The organism is Thermococcus sp. PK, from assembly GCF_000430485.1.
In the GTDB taxonomy this organism is placed as follows: Archaea; Methanobacteriota_B; Thermococci; order Thermococcales; family Thermococcaceae; genus Thermococcus_A; species Thermococcus_A bergensis.
Map to the genome: position 1 here is coordinate 909,287 of NZ_KE387149.1, position 18,342 is coordinate 927,628.

Sequence of the window (18,342 nt, forward strand, 5' to 3'; positions counted from 1 at the left end):
GGAGGTAATTGAAATGATGGTAGGACAAGGTGGACAGCCTGTTGTTATTCTCCCCGAAGGAACCCAGAGATACGTTGGAAGGGATGCCCAAAGACTGAACATTTTGGCCGCTAGAGTCATAGCGGAGACCGTAAGAACCACCCTTGGTCCAAAGGGTATGGACAAAATGCTTGTTGACAGCCTTGGAGACATAGTCATCACAAACGACGGTGCAACGATTTTGGAGCAAATAGACGTTCAGCACCCTGCAGCTAAAATGATTATTGAAATTGCAAAGACCCAGGACAAGGAAGCCGGAGATGGAACAACCTCAGCCGTTGTAATTGCGGGAGAACTCTTAGCAAAGGCTGAAGAGCTTTTAGACCAAAACATCCACCCGAGCATAATTATTAAGGGTTACACCCTTGCAGCCGAGAAGGCTCAAGAGATACTTGACAGCATGGCAATCTCAGTTGAACCAGACAACGAGGAAACCCTCACAAAAATAGCCTCAACTTCAATAACCGGTAAGAACGCTGAGAGCCACAAAGAGCTTTTGGCAAAGCTTGCCGTTGAGGCAGTTAAGCAGGTTGCCGAAAAGATTAACGGGACATACGCGGTGGACATTGATAACATCAAACTTGAGAAAAAGGAGGGTGGAAGCGTAAGGGACACCCAGCTCATCAGGGGTGTCGTAATCGACAAGGAGAGAGTCCACCCAAGAATGCCAAAGAAAGTTGAAAACGCAAAAATAGCCCTTATAAACGACGCCCTCGAGGTTAAAAAGACCGAAACAGATGCAAAGATAAACATCACAAGCCCAGACCAGCTCTACGCATTCCTCGAGCAGGAGGAGAAAATGCTCCAAGAGATGGTGGAGCAAATAGCAGCAACAGGTGCTAACGTTGTCTTCTGCCAGAAGGGAATTGACGACCTAGCACAGCACTACCTCGCAAAGCACGGTATCTTGGCAGTTAGAAGGGTCAAGAAGAGCGACATGGAGAAGCTTGCCAAGGCCACAGGTGCAAAGATCGTCACAAACGTCAAAGACCTAACAAGCGAAGACCTCGGTTATGCCGAGCTTGTTGAGGAGAGGAAGGTTGCTGGCGAGAACATGATATTTGTTGAGGGCTGCAGGAATCCAAAGGCCGTCACAATCCTCATCAGAGGTGGAACAGAGCATGTGATCGACGAAGTCGAAAGAGCCCTCGAAGACGCTATCAAAGTCGTCAAGGACGTCATGGAAGACGGTGCAATCTTACCAGGAGGAGGAGCTACAGAGATTGAGCTTAGCATCAGACTTGATGAGTTTGCAAAGCAGGTAGGAGGCAAGGAACAGCTTGCAGTTGAGGCCTTTGCCGAGGCTTTGAAAATCATTCCAAAGACCCTCGCAGAAAACGCTGGACTTGACACAATAGACGTCCTCGTTAAGGCCATAAGTGAGCACAAGAACAAAGGAAAAGCAATCGGTGTAGATGTCTTCGCTGGAGAGCCAGCTGACATGCTCGAGAGGGGAGTCATTGAGCCAGCGAGGGTTAAGAGGCAGGCCATAAAGAGCGCAAGCGAAGTTGCAATAATGATCCTCAGAATCGACGACGTCATAGCTGCAAAGCTTTCAAAGAACGAAGGCAAAGGCGGAGAAGGAGACATGGGTGGAATGGGCGGAATGCCCGGCATGATGTGATCTTCTTTTCTCAGATTTTTACTTTTCTATCCAATTAAAAATGAAATTCATCAGAGGAGTTTAATAAAAAAAGAAGAGATCACCCAAGCACTGAGAGCAGAACTCCAGCAGCGACTGCAGTTCCTATAACTCCAGCAACGTTTGGTCCCATTGCATGCATTAGTATGAAGTTTCCGGGGTCTTCTTTTGCAGCGATCCTTTGAACAACCCTAGCACTCATTGGAACTGCTGAAACTCCTGCTGCACCGATCATTGGGTTTATCTTTCCACCGCTGAGCTTCATCATGAGTTTACCAAGCAATACTCCTCCAGCTGTTGCTGAAGCAAATGCCACAACACCAAGGAGGAGGATTTTTATTGTGCTTAAGGTTAGAAAGCTCTCTGCCTGCATTGTCGAACCAACGCCAAGCCCTAGGAATATTGTAACAATGTTCATCAGCTCTTCTCTTGCGGCTTTGCTTAAACGCTCAACAACACCGCTTTCCCTGAAGAGGTTGCCGATCATGAGCATTCCAACTAGGGGAGCTGCTGAAGGCACGAGAAGACCGATGATTATCATTGAAGCTATTGGGAACAGTATCTTTTCCCTCTTTGAAACTGGTCTTAACTGCTCCATTCTGATTTTCCTTTCCTCAGGGGTTGTAAGAGCCTTGATAACGGGAGGCTGGATGAGCGGGACAAGGCTCATGTAGGAGTAAGCAGCCACTGCAGTCGCACCGAGTAAGTGAGGAGCGAGCTTTGTAGTTAGATAAATCGTCGTTGGGCCGTCAGCACCACCTATGATACCTATCGAGGCTGCCTCCTGAAGGTTAAAGCCCAACGCAATCGCGACAAGCATCGCAACGAAAACACCAATCTGTGCTGCTGCTCCAAGCAGTGCGGTCTTTGGATCGGCAATCATTGGACCGAAGTCTGTCATTGCTCCAAGCCCAAAGAATATCAGTAATGGGACGACCTCTGTGTCGATAAGGTAGTGCTTTATAAGGTAGAACAGTCCCGGATGGTGTGGGTCAGCGCTCAAAATGCCTGTTAGCGGGAGATTTACCAGTACGGCACTTGCTCCAATCGGAAGCAGCAATAATGGCTCCATCTCATACCTTATAGCCAGATAGATTAGGATAAACCCGACAAGTATCATTATCACATTTCCTACTGTTAAGTGAAAGAGACCTATGTTGGCAAAGAAGTCAAGTATTGCCTGTTCAAGCCCCATTTTCCATCACCCGAGTTCTATTAGTGGTTGGCCGGTATCTACTGTATCGCCCTCTTTAACGAGGATTTTCTTAACAACGCCATCCTTTGGAGAGGGAATCTCGTTCTCCATCTTCATTGCCTCAAGCACAAGCAACCCCTGACCAACCTTAACCTCATCACCCTCCCTAACCAAAATCCTAAGCACCTTACCCGGCATTGGTGCTGTAACAACATTTTCACCAGCCGGCACTGGAGCAGAAGAAACCCCAACCGGCGCTGAAGGAGCCGATACCGGAGCCGGAGCAGGAGTAGCGACAGGAGCACCAGCCTGAACAGGAGCTGCCGAAGGAGCTTGAAGGGCACCCATTGGTATTCCAAGGTCTTTGGCTTCAATTTCATAGCTTTCTCCTTCAAAACTGACTTTGAACTTCCCGCCACCGAGTTCTTCAACTTCAACCTCGTAGGGAACGCCATCAACAATGACCTTAACTTTACCTTTCATTATCACCATGCCCCCATTTCATAATTAAAGTTCTCAACTTCCTCAAGTTGGGTTTGGACGCCATATAAACGCCAAACATCGGAAGGTTTCTTTTTAAACGGCAAAGGCCTGAGCTGGGCGTTTTTCTCCGCTATGTAGGCCAAAACCGCAGCAGTGATTACAGCAAGCTTCTTGGGCTCAATTGAAGGCTTCTCTTCGGCGATGACCTTTTCTTCTTTCTCTTCTTTGGGTAAAGGCTTAACTTCCACAGGCTTTTTTCTTTCAATCAGCGCTTTCTCTAGATGGCCTATTCCGTACATTGCCAAGGCGAGCAGTGCCAGCACTAGGAAAACCACCACAACACCCAAAATGGTAATATAAAAGCCCTCAAGGAAAAACTCCACTGTGACCATCTCTCGCACCTCACAGCGGTATGTTGCCGTGCTTCTTCGGTGGAAGCTTTACACGCTTGCTCTCCAAAGCTTCCAACGCCATGATAATCTTTCCTCTTGTCTCTGCTGGGTCGATAACGTCGTCTATGTAGCCTCTGCTTGCGGCCACATATGGGTTAGCGAACTTCTCTCTGTACTCCCTTATCTTTTCCTGTCTAACCGCTTCTGGGTTCTCTGCGCTGGCAATTTCCTTCCTGAAGATAATGTTCGCTGCCCCTTCTGGACCCATAACGGCTATCTCAGCTGTTGGCCAGGCAAAGACAAAATCTGCACCGAGGTGCTTGCTTCCCATTGCTAAGTAAGCTCCACCATAAGCTTTCCTTAGAATTACTGTAACCATCGGAACTGTTGCCTCTGAATAAGCGTAGAGTACCTTTGCACCGTGCCTTATGATTCCACCGTATTCCTGCTGAACTCCGGGTAAGTAACCGGGGACATCAACGAGGGTGACTATCGGGATGTTAAAGGCGTCACAGGTTCTTACGAACCTTGCTATCTTGTCGGAGCTGTCTATGTCAAGAACTCCAGCAAGGTGGATTGGGTTGTTTGCCACTATACCAACTGTCTGCCCGTTCATTCTTCCAAAGCCCACAACTGCATTTGGAGCGAAGTATGGAAGTACTTCGAGGAAATCCGGATTTCCGTTGGCATCTCTATCAACAATCTCATAGATGACCTGCCTCACATCGTAACCTTTGTTGGGATCGTCGGGAACTATCTCATAGAGCTTTTCACTCTTTCTGAAGGGTGGGTCGTTGGTCGGGTATCTTGGTGGCTTTTCCATGTTGTTTGATGGAAGGTAACTTAGCAACTTTCTTATGAGCATGAGAACTTCTTCATCACTCTTGCCTATTAAGTGGGCCTGTCCGCTCTTTTGAGCATGAATCATTGCACCACCAAGCTGAATTGGAGAAACTTCCACACCAGTGACGGCCTTTACTACCTGAGGACCGGTAATGAACATATAGCTTGCAGGATTGTCGACCATGAGAATAAAGTCGCCTATAGCAGGACTGTAAACTGCTCCACCTGCACAGGGACCCATGATAGCAGTAATCTGTGGAACCACTCCACTCAGAATCGTGTTCATCTTGAAGATTTCACCATAGCCCTTAAGGGAGTCAACACCCTCCTGAATTCTTGCTCCACCGGAGTCGTTGAGACCTATTACCGGAGCACCTGCTTCCAGAGCAAGCTCCATGATGCGCTTTATCTTTGCGGCATGCATTTCTCCAAGAGAACCACCCATAACAGTGAAATCCTGGGCGTAGACAAAGACCAATCTGCCATCGATGGTTCCGTAACCGGTAATAACCCCATCTGCAGGCAGTTCCATCTTGTCGAGGCCGAATTCTGTGCCGCGGTGTTTTACGAACATTCCAAGCTCCACGAAGCTTCCCGGATCAAGGAGCTTTTCAATTCTTTCTCTTGCTGTAAGCTTCCCTTTTTCGTGCTGCTTTGCGATTTTTTCTTCTCCACCCATCTTAAGAATTTTCTCCTTCTTTTCATAGAGTTCCTTCACTTTTTCTTCCATAGTCATAAGAGCTGCCCCCATAACCATTGGTTAACTAAGTTGTAGTTTGTAAACCCCTTTAAAAGGATTTTCATAGTCGTAAAATGTCTAAAAGAATACATGCACACAAATAAAAGAGTGAAAAAGAGCTCAGAGGTGCTCTATTGGTGTTTCGGCACCACAGGCTTCACACTTCAAGAAGTGGAAGCGATCTCTCTTGAGGATCTTCGTGTCTGGAGAGCCACATACGGGACAGATGACGTACTCTTTGAGGTATTTCTTCATTTTGTTCGCTATGAGGTATGGGGTAAAACGTCCCTGCAATACAACCCTTCTTCCTTCCAAGACACCTGCTGTGGCAACTTCCCTCAGGATAAACTTGAGGAGGTGGTTCGGATCCCTGTTCATTGCCTCAGCAATGTCTCTAAAGTTCTCGATTATTGTCTTGTTACCTTCAATTGTCACGATTGCAGCGGGAACCTCAAATCTCGATGTATGGTGCTTAACGTTCTCTGGAAGTTCTTCATACGCTTTTTCCAAAAGCTTCTCATAATCATAATAATCGTACTCCATTTTTCTCACCTCGCTATAAGGTTCTATCTCTGCCTTATTAATCTTTTCACAAAACTTTGTAGTAGCCCGAGCGCGGTTCATATATCATTGAGTTCGCTTTGAGTTCTTCCAATATTTTCTCAACTTCACTCTTTCCTATTCCGTGTTTGCTGGCCTCTTTTATTATCTCTTCCCTAGGGGCCCCGTAGTCTTCCAAATCCTGAAGCTCTTTTATTATATTGAGAATCTTGTCCATCTTGTTGATTTTCTTTGAGGATTTTCCAATCTCCAAGATGCTAACGTCAATGTTTCCTTCTTCATCCATTGCCGTCTTCCTTAGCGTATATTCCATAAGCTCAATTGCAGCTCTGGCGTCTTCTTTTGTGACAATCTCACTCAGTCTCATTTTTGCATGGGCTTCGCTGAGCCTTATGAGAGCCTCAAGCTGTCTTGCGGTAATTGGAATCGGTTTAATCCCTTCTTCACTACCTCCTCTCCCTATTGTCCTTCTCATTTTAACGTAGTAGCGCTTGATTTCTTCCATTGCCTCTTTACTGAGCACTGGTTTGATATTCTTTCTTGCATAGGCTATGTACTTTTTGAGAAGCTCATGCGGTATCTTTGGAGCAACTGCCTCCGCCTCACCCTTCCTAACCTTAAGTATGTGCTCGGCTATCTCAGAGTCAAGTTTTTCATCTGGCTCATCAAGAAGAACAAATATAAGGTCAAACCTGCTTAGGAGTGTTGGAGGTAAATCCACTTGCTCTGGAAGAGGCTTCATCCTGTTGAACCTTCCATATTTGGGATTGGCCGCGGCTATAACCGTGGTTCTTGCGTTCAGCGTCGCGGTGATTCCCGCCTTGGATATACTAACGGTCTGCTGCTCAAGGGCCTCGTGTATGGAGCTCCTATCCCTATCGCTCATCTTGTCTATTTCGTCAATGCAGTTGTGCACAATTATTCCTTCGGCTACAAAGTTATGATAAACAGGCACGTAAAGATCGTAAACATGCCCTTCATATGGTATCCTCCCTACCTCCACAATTTCGTCAAGGAAGTAGTCTCTTCTTGCTAGGATTTCAAGCTTAAATTTTATTTCCGGGCTGAGATAATCCGAAAGTCTCTCCAGAAGTTTATGGATTTGTTTCCTAGTTGGAACACGGATGCCTTTGGAGTACTCATAGATAATACTCCAAAGACCTTTTTTCAGGAGAATTGAAGCTGGTATTTCCTCTCTTATCCTCCTCGCAATTTCTTTGACAGGTTCTGAGGGCAATTTGTCGCTTTTGGACGATATAAGGCGTTTAACTTCAGGGATTTCTTTGACCTTTATGCTGTAAGATTTCACAGCTTCTAAAAGGTTTTTAACGTCCTCCCTAGAGGTTATTTGTATTCTATTAACGTTTTCTCGTTTGTCTCTTACAATTCTGGCATACACGTCAAATCTCCTTAGGAGCATGGCAAAGGCATTATCTTTCCTGATATCATTAGATAGGAGGAATTCCACGTGGACAACTTCTCCTTTATCACTCCGCTTTATTGATACACAACCGTCTGAGTCCAGAGCCCCTGCAACAAATGCTTTAAGTGCCTCATCATCTAGCCCAAAGAGGTTCGTTAGATTGTCTTTTGTGAGGTACTCGTAGATGTAGCCGAGAAGAGGAGAATTTACTGAGAAGATTATGCTTTCACTCGAGATTTTGTTCCCTGCCAAGATGCTCGACGTAGTTCTCCTGTACTCTCTGAGTTTTTTGGGATAAAATAATGCAAAACTCTCTCTTAACCTTTTGAGCTGTTTTTCATTGACAAGTGATTGGGTTATCCGCAGTGTTACCCTATCTCCAATTCTTTGAATCCACCCGTCTCCGTACAGAAATCCAAAGAAATAGGCCATTTCTGGAGTTATATATGCGACCTTAAGCTTTTCTCTTCTTGAATATGGCCCATAAGCCAGGGGACGCTTCTTCCATTTTTCGTAAATGCCGAAATCTTTGAGTATTTTCCTGAACTTGCCAACCTTTATAGCTCCTCTCCCAGATAGGAAGTCTTTTGAAATACCGTAGTGCCTGTTGAATTCTGCAATAGACTTGAATCTTCTAAGAACTTCTTTTCTTAGCTCTTCTTTTTCTTCCTTGGTTAATTTAACCCGCCAGTTTTCAGGAAGTATGTCAAGGATGTGGATTTTCTCCTTCACCTCTGGGAGTTTGAGAGGAGCAACGACCGTATCACCCGGTTTAAACTCTCCCGCTTCTTTCCATTCTAATGTTTTACCATCAATGAGCCAGTGGTCAGGGGTAAGAAGGAGTTCATTACCCGAGCGGAATTTTAGCTTAACGAGTTCTCCTTTCCATTGTTTCTTCCGGATGATTGTTGCCAAAGAGTTACCAGTTTTCATTCTTTCAAGGTCTAATGAGACAACTTCGAAAGTATCTTCCTGAATATCCACTATCTCCCCGTTAGATTTGGCTTTGTAGGACTTTGCCTCATTAAATAACTCTTTTATTGGAAGGTATTTGCCGTTCACAAGCACTCTCGAATCTGGGTGAAGACATGCTATGCCCATATCGGCTAAAACAAGAACTCCAGCCTCCAAAACCCAGGAACCTGTTAATTCATCCCTCACTGCAGCAGCGGTATTATGGACTACGAATCCGTTAGCAATAAAGCTGTGGGAACCTTCAACGGTGATATCATAGACGTATTCGTAAAGACTTTTTATTCTCTTGCTCTCAGTGACTCTCTCAAAGAGCAACTCCGAGTTAACAAGCTTTCTGAGGAACTCTATTTTCTCGCGTATCTCCATTTCCTTTGCAGTCACGTCGCTTAAAATCCAGACAAGCTCTCTGTACGCTTTTTCATCTCTCTCTGCAAGGGCTCTTGCAACTTTTACAAGGAGTGCGTAGTCTATTTTTCTACTTCTATTCCTCTTGAACAGCTCGTAAAACTCTTCTCTCTTAAGCCCGATTTCTTTTGGTTCTATAACTTCACCAATTCTAACCCTGAGCCCATTGGGCAGTTCGACGGGAACTCTCTCGATATCAGCTTTCTCAAGGTTCCTAAGAACCCTTTTGAGGAGTCTTCTTGATATTGGACGTCCATGCTCAATGGCGGAGCCAAAGTTTGTGCCGTAGGTTTCTTCAATGCCCATTCCATAGAAGGTTCTTATCTTCCGGAGCAAGCCTCCGATACCAGGAACAACGTCGATGTTAGTGTCCCTTTTTGAGGCTCTTAGCTTTCTAACCAGTTCTTCAAGGCGGGCTTTCTTCTCGGGATGTTCAAACCCAATTTCCCTCGCAAAGTGAATGATGTTTTCACCATATACCTTGAGCTCCCATTTATCGTGTTTAGAAATAACTCTTCTTCCATTTATCTCACTAACATATCTTTTTCTGTTTTTCTTCCTTAAGTGGGAGACTATACCAAAGCGAAGAAGTGCCAGCTGAATCTTTTTAGCAAGCTTTTCACTTGTAGTGTCCAACTCTATGTACGATGATCCTCTCTTTCTTAGAACCACCGTTCCGTCGCAATCAAATACTCCCCTGAGATAGGCAGCTAAGACTTCTTTTGGTGCTGCAAAGAGTTCTGGTGGGATATCTACCTTTTCAGGCTTTGGTGAAAGCGGAATGCCCAGCTTTTCGAGAAGATGAGCAACTACCTTTGAATGAAAGCGCACTGCTGGAACTCTGTCCTCTTGCGCATTTTCCTTAGCTTCTATTCCAAAAAGATACTCAACTAGTTCCTTGAATTTTCTTCTCATTTCGCTGCTCCTGTTAGAGAATCTCACAGAAACTCCCCATCCTGCTCGGGATATCTCCCCATCTCCCGCAATTAGTCCAGCAAAATAAGCAAACTTCTCATCAAGGAGCTTGGGTATTCTGATTCTTTTTCCATCTTGAAGAGCAACCTCTCTGGGATGAATTGATGAAAGTGGCACTTCTGCAAGCTCAACAAGCTTCTTCAGATGTTTCATGGTAATGTTGCCTCTTGCTCCCTCATTCACCCAGTTATGATACAGCATATTCTCATTTACTCCAAGAATCTTTGCAAGTTTTCTCTTTGTTATGCCTTTTTCTTTTCTTATCTTCTCAATTAACCTTTTTACATCTTTTTTGATCCCATATAAAACGAGCTCATCAAGATCTTGGAGCATTTCGATAACATAAACCGGTTTCTCTTCAACTTCGATCTTTCTAAGTGTTAATACATAATCCCCTTGCCGAATATCCTGGGATTTCTTCCACTTGAAGTTGCCATCTTTGAATACCATCAATTGGGTCTCAGGAGTTGTTATAACTTCTTTTCCTGTATTTGTTTTTAACATGATAAGCTCTCTCGGGGATTTTAGTTTCCACACCTTGCTTATTGGCGATTTCTTGATTTTTCCTTCGCCGAACGAGAAGCCCTCTCCGAAATACGGAGCGTAATAAATACCCTCGGAGTATTGAATTGCCCCTACGTCTTTAATCCAGTCTTCAGTGAGCTTTCCAATCTCCCACGCACCGTTTTCTGTTATGATGAGGGAGTTCGGAGCAACACACAGACCCGCGGCGCTTGAGCTCTTCCCACTCGTATAGATAGCCCTCGGTGCTAAATTCGCCACATAACGGAGTATCTGGCTATTATGAACAAATATATCGTTAGCTATGAAGTTATGATGCTCGGGAACCTGAAGGTCATATACCCACGGGTGCTCTGGCTTGTACTCTTCTATCTCCTCGACTTTGTCCCAGAATATGTCGGAACTGGCAAGGAGCTTGAGAAGTTTAACCTCATGTGAGTTGGGTAGATGTGTTTCGAGAGTTCTGGCTATGGATTCAAGCTTTTCTCTAGTGGGCAATCTGTCTCCCAACTCGTAATGCAGATATGTGGAACGGTTTATCCCCATTTCCTTTTGAGTGAGTCCAGCTCTCGTTCTAAGCCCCTTGAGAAGACTGCTAACACCGGGAATAACGTCAACATTCGTGTTTGGTTTGATGTTCTGAGTCACTTTCTTGAGAGTTTCCATCTTTCTCTGAAGCCTGAATCCAATGACATCTCTGAACTTTATTGCATCCTCTCCAGTAATGAAAAGCCGATAGTACGTCTTTTTCTCACCCATCTTTCCATTTGTTGCTCTACTCACGGTTTCATGGAGCTGAGACTTAACACCGAATCGCAGTAACAGGTGTTGTATACCCCTAGCAAGCTCTTTTGATGCTGAAACAACCGTTATCTTTGGCCTTCTTTTATCAACGGTTCCCTCGGCATCAAAGTACCCTCTGAGGAAGGCTTTTATATCCACATTCCGGGCACTAAACAGTTGAGGTGGAACTCTTTTCTCTGCAGAGTTGCCGGAGATTTTAAGCCATTCAAGAAGAGTAAAAAGTTCAATGCTAGACACATAGACTTCACGTGCGTTCTTCTCCTTGTAAGGCCTTCTTACGGTTGGAGTCAGCCCAATTTTGGTTAGATACTCTCTGACCTTTTCTATCAGCTCTTCATCGTTGTTAGTGAAGTAAAGGGTTGCACTACTGCCTCTTTTTTGACTGTACCCTTCTCCCGTAATCAATCCAACAATGTACCAGAACTCTTCGTCTGCGAACTCTGGAAGTACTAGCCTACTTTTTGCAGTCTTTGGTTTTTGAATGGGTGCCTTACTGAGGCTTACTGGTTTTCCATTTGCAGGAATGATCCTCGGAACTGCTATGAAATCTCCCACTTTCAGCTCTTCCGCTTTTCTGATCTTGAAACTTCCCTCATCGAAGATAAAGAAAGGATGTGTGGGCGTTACCTTTATCTCCCTTCCGCTCGCCGTCTTTATCCTGAACATTCTCTCTGGAGCGGTTCTCTTCCAAGCAATGTCTGCCCTAACTCTCCTAACTTTTAGTGTTGAAGCATCAAGGGCATAGATTTCAAGGTCTATGGGGGCATAGTAGCCGTCGTCAACGATACCAAGGGTTCCACTTTCCTTGGCTTTCTCTATGGCTTCATCAACAAGTTCTCCTATTGGTCTGATGCTTCCGTCTGCCAGCACGACTTTCGTATCGTAGTCAACACACTTGGCCACTCCAGGATCTCCCACGAGCAAAATATGGCTCTCTCCTCTTAGCCTTGTCCCATCAGGAAGTTGCTTCGTGTTTCCTCCAAACAGCGCGAGGGCAATTCCGAGTTTTTCCTTTTTCATTCCATAAATAGCAGGGGCAATCGAGTCGACTATTACATCAACGATATCTTTCCTTTTTGCAAGCTCCTTAATCTTCTGCTCATCCTCTGGAGTTATTTCGAGCTCTTCTATCTCCTTGCTTAACTGCTCCACGTAGTTTGCCTCTATTATCTTCCGGAATATTGGTCTCTTATCCCTTTGCTCTAAAACAACCCTCATGATTCCGGTTATGACCACTCTATCTCCAGGGAGGGCAATATCCACAAGGTCATCAAGCAAAATCACATCAACAAAACGGGGCATTTGTCCACCTTTAAGGCTTTCAGGCTTATCCTGGAGTCTGAAGCTCTGGAAATTGAGAAAAGTACTCTTATCAACGTCAAGCTCAATGTTTCTGCTTCCACAGGCTTCACATTTGTTGGGCTTTATCAGCGTGGCATAGGGTTTTTGAAGTCTCACCATCTCCTGTCCACAGTCTTTGCAGACATAGACTGCTCTTGAAACAAAGGGCTTCACTTCAGTCATCCTCGTTATTATTCCCTCCACCTGGATGAATTTGTTTATGTGCTCACTCCCAAGCTCTTTCACGAGATAGCTCTTTGGCAAACCATAGAAACGGGCGTGAATTGGAAAAGGCTCCTTTCTGAAGAAATCCTCCTGAAGGACTATCTGAAGGGCATCTTCAGCTGCGAGGATGACTTCTTCGGGGTTGTCTATAAGCTCGCCAGCAAGTTCGGGGTCAAAAGCGTTCAAATGCTCCCAGTTTATCGCAATATGCCTTTTCGGAATGACGGTCAGCACGTCCCTTATTTCATCCAAATAAACCTTGTTCCCACTATCATCAGTGTACTCTCTAAGAAACTTCACAAACCTCTCTATCATCTCCTGCCTGTCCATCACTTCTCACCCAGCCACTCATTTCTAATTTGAGATATCTGGAGGTATATCCTCCTTTCCTCCAATGAGAGTCTGCTTAGGATCTCCAAGCTTCCCGGTCTGAACATTATTGCGTTGATTATCTTGTTAAAGCGAAGCCTTTTGAGGTACTCATATTTTCTCTTTAAATTGGAGAGCTTGGTCATTTTAGCACTCAAAACTTCGATATCCCCATCCGTCTTAGTTTTTACATAGTTCTCAAGGTAGTAAATGTAAAATTCAGCCCTCTCATACAGTCCTTCAGGAATTGATGTTATTGGCTCGCTGTTTTTTTCTTCATTTATAACCTTCTCAAGTTCGCGAATGATTTTCTCACTCTCATCTATAATCTCCACTACGCCGCTCTCCCACAGTTCTTTAGCTTTCCAGTCTTCAACTAATGGGGTATCCCCTGGTTTCCAGCTTCCAAATGATTTTAACACCTTGACCGGGATCAATGCCCTGCCAACCAGCATCATCCTTCACCCTCTCACCATACAAATTGTTGATTACATGAAGTTCTTAAGCTTTAGCCCACCGAAGATAAAGATATAAACTCCTCATCCTTGACTATACAGAGGTGTGGACAAATGCTGATAGGGATAATGAGCGATACTCATGACAATCTTCCGGCTATAGCAAGGGCTGTTGAGCTGTTTAACAAAGAAAACGTTGACCTCGTGCTCCATGCAGGTGATTACGTGGCACCTTTTGTCAAAAAGGAGCTTTCAAAGCTAAATGCGCACTTTAAGGGAGTCTTCGGCAACAACGATGGAGAAAGAGAAGGCCTCAAAAAGGCAATTGGAGTAGAAGAGGAGATATTAGAACTGGAGATAGACGGACTTAAAATAGTTCTTTTGCATGGTACAAATGAGAAGGTGGTTGAAGCATTTATACGGAGCCAGCTTTATGACGTAGTGATAAGGGGACACACTCACAAGTATGAGATAAGGGAAACCGGAAGGAGCATAGTTCTAAATCCCGGTGAAGTTTGCGGGTACGTCAGCGGAGTGAAGAGCGTTGCATTTCTGGATACGAGAAAGAGAGAGGTAAAGATAGTAAACCTTGACACCGGAGAGCCGCTAGGATTTATGAGCCTTTGAAAAAGGATATAAAAACAAATATCAAAGTAAAGAATCATGGAGACTGACCTGCTTACACCTAAGGAGAGATACTCCGGAGTAGTCTTTATTGGGGTTAGAAAGAACGAGGTAGTGGAATTTATAAAAGTCTACGCGGAAAACGAAGAGCTCGCCAGGGACATCCTGGAGAGGTTTCTATACGAAAAGGGGATCCATCCGGCTGATTTCATTGTGGTGGATAAGGGGTACGAGAACGTTGAAGGGAAAGAGATAATAAGCACACGAACCGAAAGCGAGCTTTCGGCTTTTCTTGGACGCTTAGGGCTAAGGCTACTCTCAAACGGAATCCTATACCTTCAGGGAAAGAAGGAGATATACCAGATAACCTCTCTCAGCAAAGAGCTTCTAAGGGAAATCAAAGCTAGAGGGGAGCTAAAAGAGGAACCCATTAGGCTTGAGCTCAAAAGCCTAAACCTCCCGCCAAGATTCATTGAAAGACTTAAAGCCCTGGAGCTTATGGAGGACACGCTGGTGATAAATCACGCAGAGCTCCCTCTTTCAGAGGTTTTGGAGAGGGCTATTAAAGGAACCGTTAAAATTCCGGAAGTCCTTAAAGTTGGCCCCCTAAAGCTTCGGCTGTTTGATAACGAGCTCCACGAAGTGTTAAAGAGGGGAAGAGAGCTTCTCATAAAACCCCCGGTAGTGATTTGGGACAGCTATGTGGATTCTTTAGAAGATTTTGAAGCCGGCGAAATTGGGGATGGGACTTACAGAGCCCCCCTGTTCTTAAAAGCCCACAAGGGATTTCTAATACTCCGAGAACCCCCCGAGGAACTCCTTGAAAAGCTCTTGAGGATTAAGGAAAAAGGGAGTGCAAAGATTAAGGGCTTCAAAGTTCCGGTGGAGTTCACGTTGATAGTGGAGAGCAAAAACCCAAAAAAGTACGACCTGCCGGTAAAGATAAAACTGCCGTACTTAAGCGGGGAGGAATTTAAAGAGCTCCTAGAAGAAAGGGTCAAATTAGAGGTGCCGGATGAAGCAGTGGTGAAAATACCCGAAGAGAAAAGAACTTTCAGAACCGTCTCAACCCTATCAAAGCTCCTCAAGAGGCTTAAAGAGAAAAAGCCTAACGCAAGGCCAGAAGAACTTTTAAATAAAGCGCTTGTACTGTTTCTTGGTGAGGAAAATGAAGATCATTGATGGAAGCTATGGAGAGGGTGGAGGACAAATACTGAGGACTGCACTCGCCCTTTCAGTCATCACGGGAGAGCCCGTTAAGATAATCAACATCCGGGCCAAAAGGCCAAACCCGGGACTAAGGCCGCAACACCTCTACGGTGTTTTGGCTCTCAAGGAGCTCTCAGACGGAGAAGTTAAAGGCGCCAGAGAAGGCTCAACCGAGCTGGAGTTTTATCCCCAAAGAATCAATGCAAAACACGTTAGGGTGCTAATAAAAACTGCCGGCAGTATAACCCTCGTTCTTCAAGCACTCCTGCCGGCGATGGTCTTTGCAGAGGGTGAAGTTACCTTCGAGATAACGGGAGGAACCGACGTACCGTGGAGCCCACCGGTCGATTATCTCAAGCATGTAACCCTCTATGCCCTCGAAAAGCTCGGCGTTAGGGTGGAGATAGAAATAAAGCGGAGGGGGCACTATCCAAGAGGCGGAGGATTGGTCATTGGCAGAGCTTATCCATGGGAGGAAAAGAAGCCCTTGATTGCCACAAAGTTCAAAGAAATCCACAGCTTTGAAGGGATAAGCCATGCAGTAAGGCTTCCTTCTCACGTTGCTATAAGGCAGGCAAAGGCTGCAAGAGAAGCCCTTGAGAGAGCCTATCCTTCTGTGCCAGTGGAAATTAAGGAGGAATTCTACGAGCCGGGAAAAGACCCCCACCTGGGGCCGGGAAGTGGAATCGTCGTATGGGCGAACACAGACATTCTTCGCCTAGGAGGAGATGCCCTTGGGGAGAGAGGCAAGCCAGCAGAGGTCGTGGGAAGAGAGGCCGCAAATGAGCTTATAGAGCAACTAAAGACAGGACATGCAGTAGATAAGTTCCTTGGTGACCAGCTCATACCGTTCCTAGCTTTCGCGGGAGGGGAGATATGGGTGAGCGAAATCACGAAGCACCTCGTCACAAATGTCTGGGTCGTGGAGCAGTTCTTTGGAAAGGTCTTTGATGTCAAGGGTGAAGTTGGAAAGCCAGGGAAGATTAGGGTTATAAAGAAGGTGGAGCTTTGACTATTCTTCCATCTCTACCCCATAAACCTTTTCTGGATTTTCGACGTGGATTCTGTAGGCGGTTTCCTCATCCATTAGGCCCTGCTGGATAAATGCTTTCGTCCTCTTGGGCACGGTTTTTGGGCCCAAAACTGCTCCCGGCCGCCTTTTGTCGTCTATGTAGTCGGTCTCCATCAAGAATCTGCTTCCCTGCATTAGGGCTTCCATAAGGGATTTTTTGCTCGCCAGAATTGAAGGAAAAACCCCCACCTCCTCGGCGACCTTGACCAACGGCGGGGAGTAGTGTTTAACAACTTTGTATGGCTTTATGCCGACTTCTTTAATGATCGCTCCGAGCTCCCTGAACTTCTCTTCGTTGAAACTCTCCGTGTGGAGCTGAACTGCACAGTCTGCCTCTTTGGCCAACTCCATCCCATATTTCATTAGCTCAATGCTTGCTTCCCATATCTCTTTGCTTACTTCGTAATGAGGTCTTCCAATTTCACCTATCGCTATGGCCTTTCCCTCAAGGCAGAGCTTTTGCGCATATTCCAACGCCTTCATGACCTCGTTCTTAGCGTATTCCACACCTTTCTTCTCCGCAAGGTAGGCAAACTCTGCCGGGTGAACCCCAACCACGGCAAAGGCCTTAACAGGAGTTTCTTTGTTAATCCGCTCCACAAGGCTTATGTGAAAGTCCATTGCTTTCATAAAGTCCACAGCTTTAACTCCTTCAAACCCATAGTCGTGGGCGCTCTTATAAACGACGTTTAGATGCGTCCCTCCAGCCTTGTGGAATTCTTTAACCGCCTCTAAGAACAGCCCTTTAAAGGGGTCAACGTGAAAGTGGTTGTCAAATATTATCATATCCACCACCAAAAAAGCATGAGTGAAGGGGTTTAAAAGCTCTTAGGACTGGTAAACCTCAAGTATATCCTCAACTTTTGCATTGACCCTTCCCTCTAAACTAAGGGCCACTTCATCATATGCGAGTGCAAAATCGACCCTTTGATTGTCTTTCTGTATTTCCCTTATGAGCGCAGCGCCATTTCCCTTTATTTTATAGCCCGGGTAGATAACTCCTTCAACAACCTCTCCAACCAGAATTTCCCTGCCAAAGATTTCAAAGACCTTTTCCACCTTAAACTTAGCCACGGGCCGTTTTGAGACTATCTCAATTGCATCATCTTTCTTTCTGAAAATGTCAAAGAGCCCCATGTTCACCACTGGAGTATTCTCTCAAGGGAGGCCTCATATTCCTTACCCAAAAGCTCTATAAACGAAGTCTTACCAAAGAGAACCTTTCCCTTTCCGTATTCCCCTTTGAGGTACACCAGAGTAGTCGCTATCTCTTCCAGCTCTGGGATTGGGTTGAACTCGAGATTTGAAGCAACTTTTTTGTCTATTATATAAAATGCCTTTCTGCTCTTGTTACCTAAGAATCCCTGAATGGAGCTTATCACGGTGTAGAACTCATTAGAGTTCTGGAAGAAAGCGAAAAGCCTTTCAAGCCCAAGAACTATGTTGATGTACTTCCCCTCAGAAAAAACTTTGTTTGCTATGTCCTCATATCTGTTCAAATATATTACTTTTTCTTCTGAAAGCCTCGCCCTTTAGGGCGGGGATGCAGTAAACTACCCAACAGCCCTCAAACAGGAAAGCGAAAAGCATTTAAGCAATAATGCAGACCATACATTAAGGGGTTCACAATGAAACCCGAATCACCAAGAATCAAAAGAACAAGACACGCAAAACACTTCATAACCTACCATTTCGTCTGGATACCAAAATACCGGAGAGACATTCTCACCGGAAAAGTCGTCGAGAGACTCAAAGAAATGTTCAAAGAATACTCGGAAGAAATCGGGTGCGAGGTTATTGCCCTCGAAGTAATGCCCGACCACGTTCACGTCTTCCTTCAGGCAAAGCCCAACCTCTCGCCAGCCCAAATAGTGAACCACTTGAAAAGGCAAAACCGCCAGAAAACTCCTCCAAGAGTTTCCAGAACTGAGGAGCAAGACGACACACGGTAGGTTATGGTCTCGCTCCTATTTCGTCGCCTCAGTCGGCTACATAACGGACGAGATTGTGAAGCACTACGTTGAAACCCAATGGGAGCGTGAGTTGAAA

General features: G+C 45.3%; 14 protein-coding genes and 1 pseudogene. 5 read left to right on the forward strand and 10 right to left on the reverse strand.

The window, feature by feature from the left end:
- The first annotated feature begins 16 nt into the window (after positions 1–16).
- Positions 17–1,663 carry a thermosome subunit beta gene (gene thsB / locus THEPK_RS06980; protein WP_042700697.1) on the forward strand — a complete coding sequence of 549 codons (1,647 nt, stop codon included), beginning with the start codon at positions 17–19 and terminating at the stop codon, positions 1,661–1,663.
- A gap of 79 nt (positions 1,664–1,742) precedes the next feature.
- Here thsB and THEPK_RS06985 read toward each other — a convergent pair whose 3' ends face one another.
- The 7 genes from THEPK_RS06985 to THEPK_RS07020 form a co-directional block, all read right to left on the reverse strand.
- The gene (locus tag THEPK_RS06985; protein ID WP_042699950.1) at positions 1,743–2,876 is read right to left on the reverse strand and encodes a sodium ion-translocating decarboxylase subunit beta; all 1,134 of its coding nucleotides are present in this window, start codon (positions 2,874–2,876) and stop codon (positions 1,743–1,745) included.
- Between the two features lie 6 nt (positions 2,877–2,882).
- Positions 2,883–3,359 carry an acetyl-CoA carboxylase biotin carboxyl carrier protein subunit gene (locus tag THEPK_RS06990; RefSeq protein ID WP_042699953.1) on the reverse strand — a complete coding sequence of 159 codons (477 nt, stop codon included), beginning with the start codon at positions 3,357–3,359 and terminating at the stop codon, positions 2,883–2,885.
- 2 nt (positions 3,360–3,361) lie between these two features.
- On the reverse strand, positions 3,362–3,751 hold the full coding sequence (locus THEPK_RS06995; protein ID WP_042699956.1) for an OadG family protein: 390 nt from the start codon (positions 3,749–3,751) through the stop codon (positions 3,362–3,364).
- Between the two features lie 10 nt (positions 3,752–3,761).
- Entirely contained in the window at positions 3,762–5,330 is a 1,569-nt protein-coding gene (locus THEPK_RS07000) for a carboxyl transferase domain-containing protein (RefSeq protein WP_042699958.1), read from the reverse strand.
- A gap of 123 nt (positions 5,331–5,453) precedes the next feature.
- On the reverse strand, positions 5,454–5,876 hold the full coding sequence (locus THEPK_RS07005; RefSeq protein WP_042699961.1) for a translation initiation factor IF-2 subunit beta: 423 nt from the start codon (positions 5,874–5,876) through the stop codon (positions 5,454–5,456).
- A gap of 46 nt (positions 5,877–5,922) precedes the next feature.
- On the reverse strand, positions 5,923–12,894 hold the full coding sequence (locus THEPK_RS12645; protein WP_083965045.1) for an LAGLIDADG family homing endonuclease: 6,972 nt from the start codon (positions 12,892–12,894) through the stop codon (positions 5,923–5,925).
- On the reverse strand, positions 12,894–13,388 hold the full coding sequence (locus THEPK_RS07020; protein ID WP_042699964.1) for a Gins 23 protein: 495 nt from the start codon (positions 13,386–13,388) through the stop codon (positions 12,894–12,896). The genes THEPK_RS12645 and THEPK_RS07020 overlap by 1 nt, the downstream gene beginning before the upstream one ends.
- Before the next feature lie 114 nt (positions 13,389–13,502).
- On the opposite strand from THEPK_RS07020, the gene THEPK_RS07025 reads away from it, so the two are divergent.
- The 3 genes from THEPK_RS07025 to rtcA are packed head-to-tail and all read left to right on the forward strand — an operon-like array spanning position 13,503 to position 16,233.
- Positions 13,503–14,015, forward strand: a complete 513-nt coding sequence (locus tag THEPK_RS07025) for a metallophosphoesterase (protein ID WP_042699967.1) — start codon at positions 13,503–13,505, stop codon at positions 14,013–14,015.
- Positions 14,016–14,051: 36 nt separating this feature from the next.
- On the forward strand, positions 14,052–15,194 hold the full coding sequence (locus tag THEPK_RS07030) for a hypothetical protein (RefSeq protein ID WP_052315909.1): 1,143 nt from the start codon (positions 14,052–14,054) through the stop codon (positions 15,192–15,194).
- The gene (gene rtcA / locus THEPK_RS07035; protein ID WP_042699969.1) at positions 15,181–16,233 is read left to right on the forward strand and encodes an RNA 3'-terminal phosphate cyclase; all 1,053 of its coding nucleotides are present in this window, start codon (positions 15,181–15,183) and stop codon (positions 16,231–16,233) included. Before THEPK_RS07030 ends, rtcA begins: the two co-directional genes overlap by 14 nt.
- On the opposite strand, the gene THEPK_RS07040 is transcribed toward rtcA, so the two are convergent.
- Genes THEPK_RS07040 through THEPK_RS07050 form a run of 3 tightly spaced genes read right to left on the reverse strand, consistent with a single transcriptional unit; the run spans position 16,234 to position 17,798 of the window.
- Complete coding sequence (locus tag THEPK_RS07040; RefSeq protein ID WP_042699971.1) at positions 16,234–17,079, reverse strand: TatD family hydrolase; 846 nt, start codon at positions 17,077–17,079, stop codon at positions 16,234–16,236.
- A 42-nt stretch (positions 17,080–17,121) separates the two neighbouring features.
- Positions 17,122–17,430: a tRNA-binding protein Pbp11 gene (gene pbp11 / locus THEPK_RS07045; protein WP_042699974.1), complete on the reverse strand. Its 309-nt coding sequence runs from the start codon at positions 17,428–17,430 to the stop codon at positions 17,122–17,124.
- 2 nt (positions 17,431–17,432) lie between these two features.
- Positions 17,433–17,798 (reverse strand): DUF257 family protein, encoded by a 366-nt coding sequence (locus THEPK_RS07050; protein WP_255346961.1) that lies wholly within the window; start codon positions 17,796–17,798, stop codon positions 17,433–17,435.
- 123 nt (positions 17,799–17,921) lie between these two features.
- Between THEPK_RS07050 and tnpA the strand changes: the two are divergent.
- Positions 17,922–18,342 (forward strand): annotated as a pseudogene (gene tnpA, locus THEPK_RS07055) (IS200/IS605 family transposase); the annotation flags it as partial.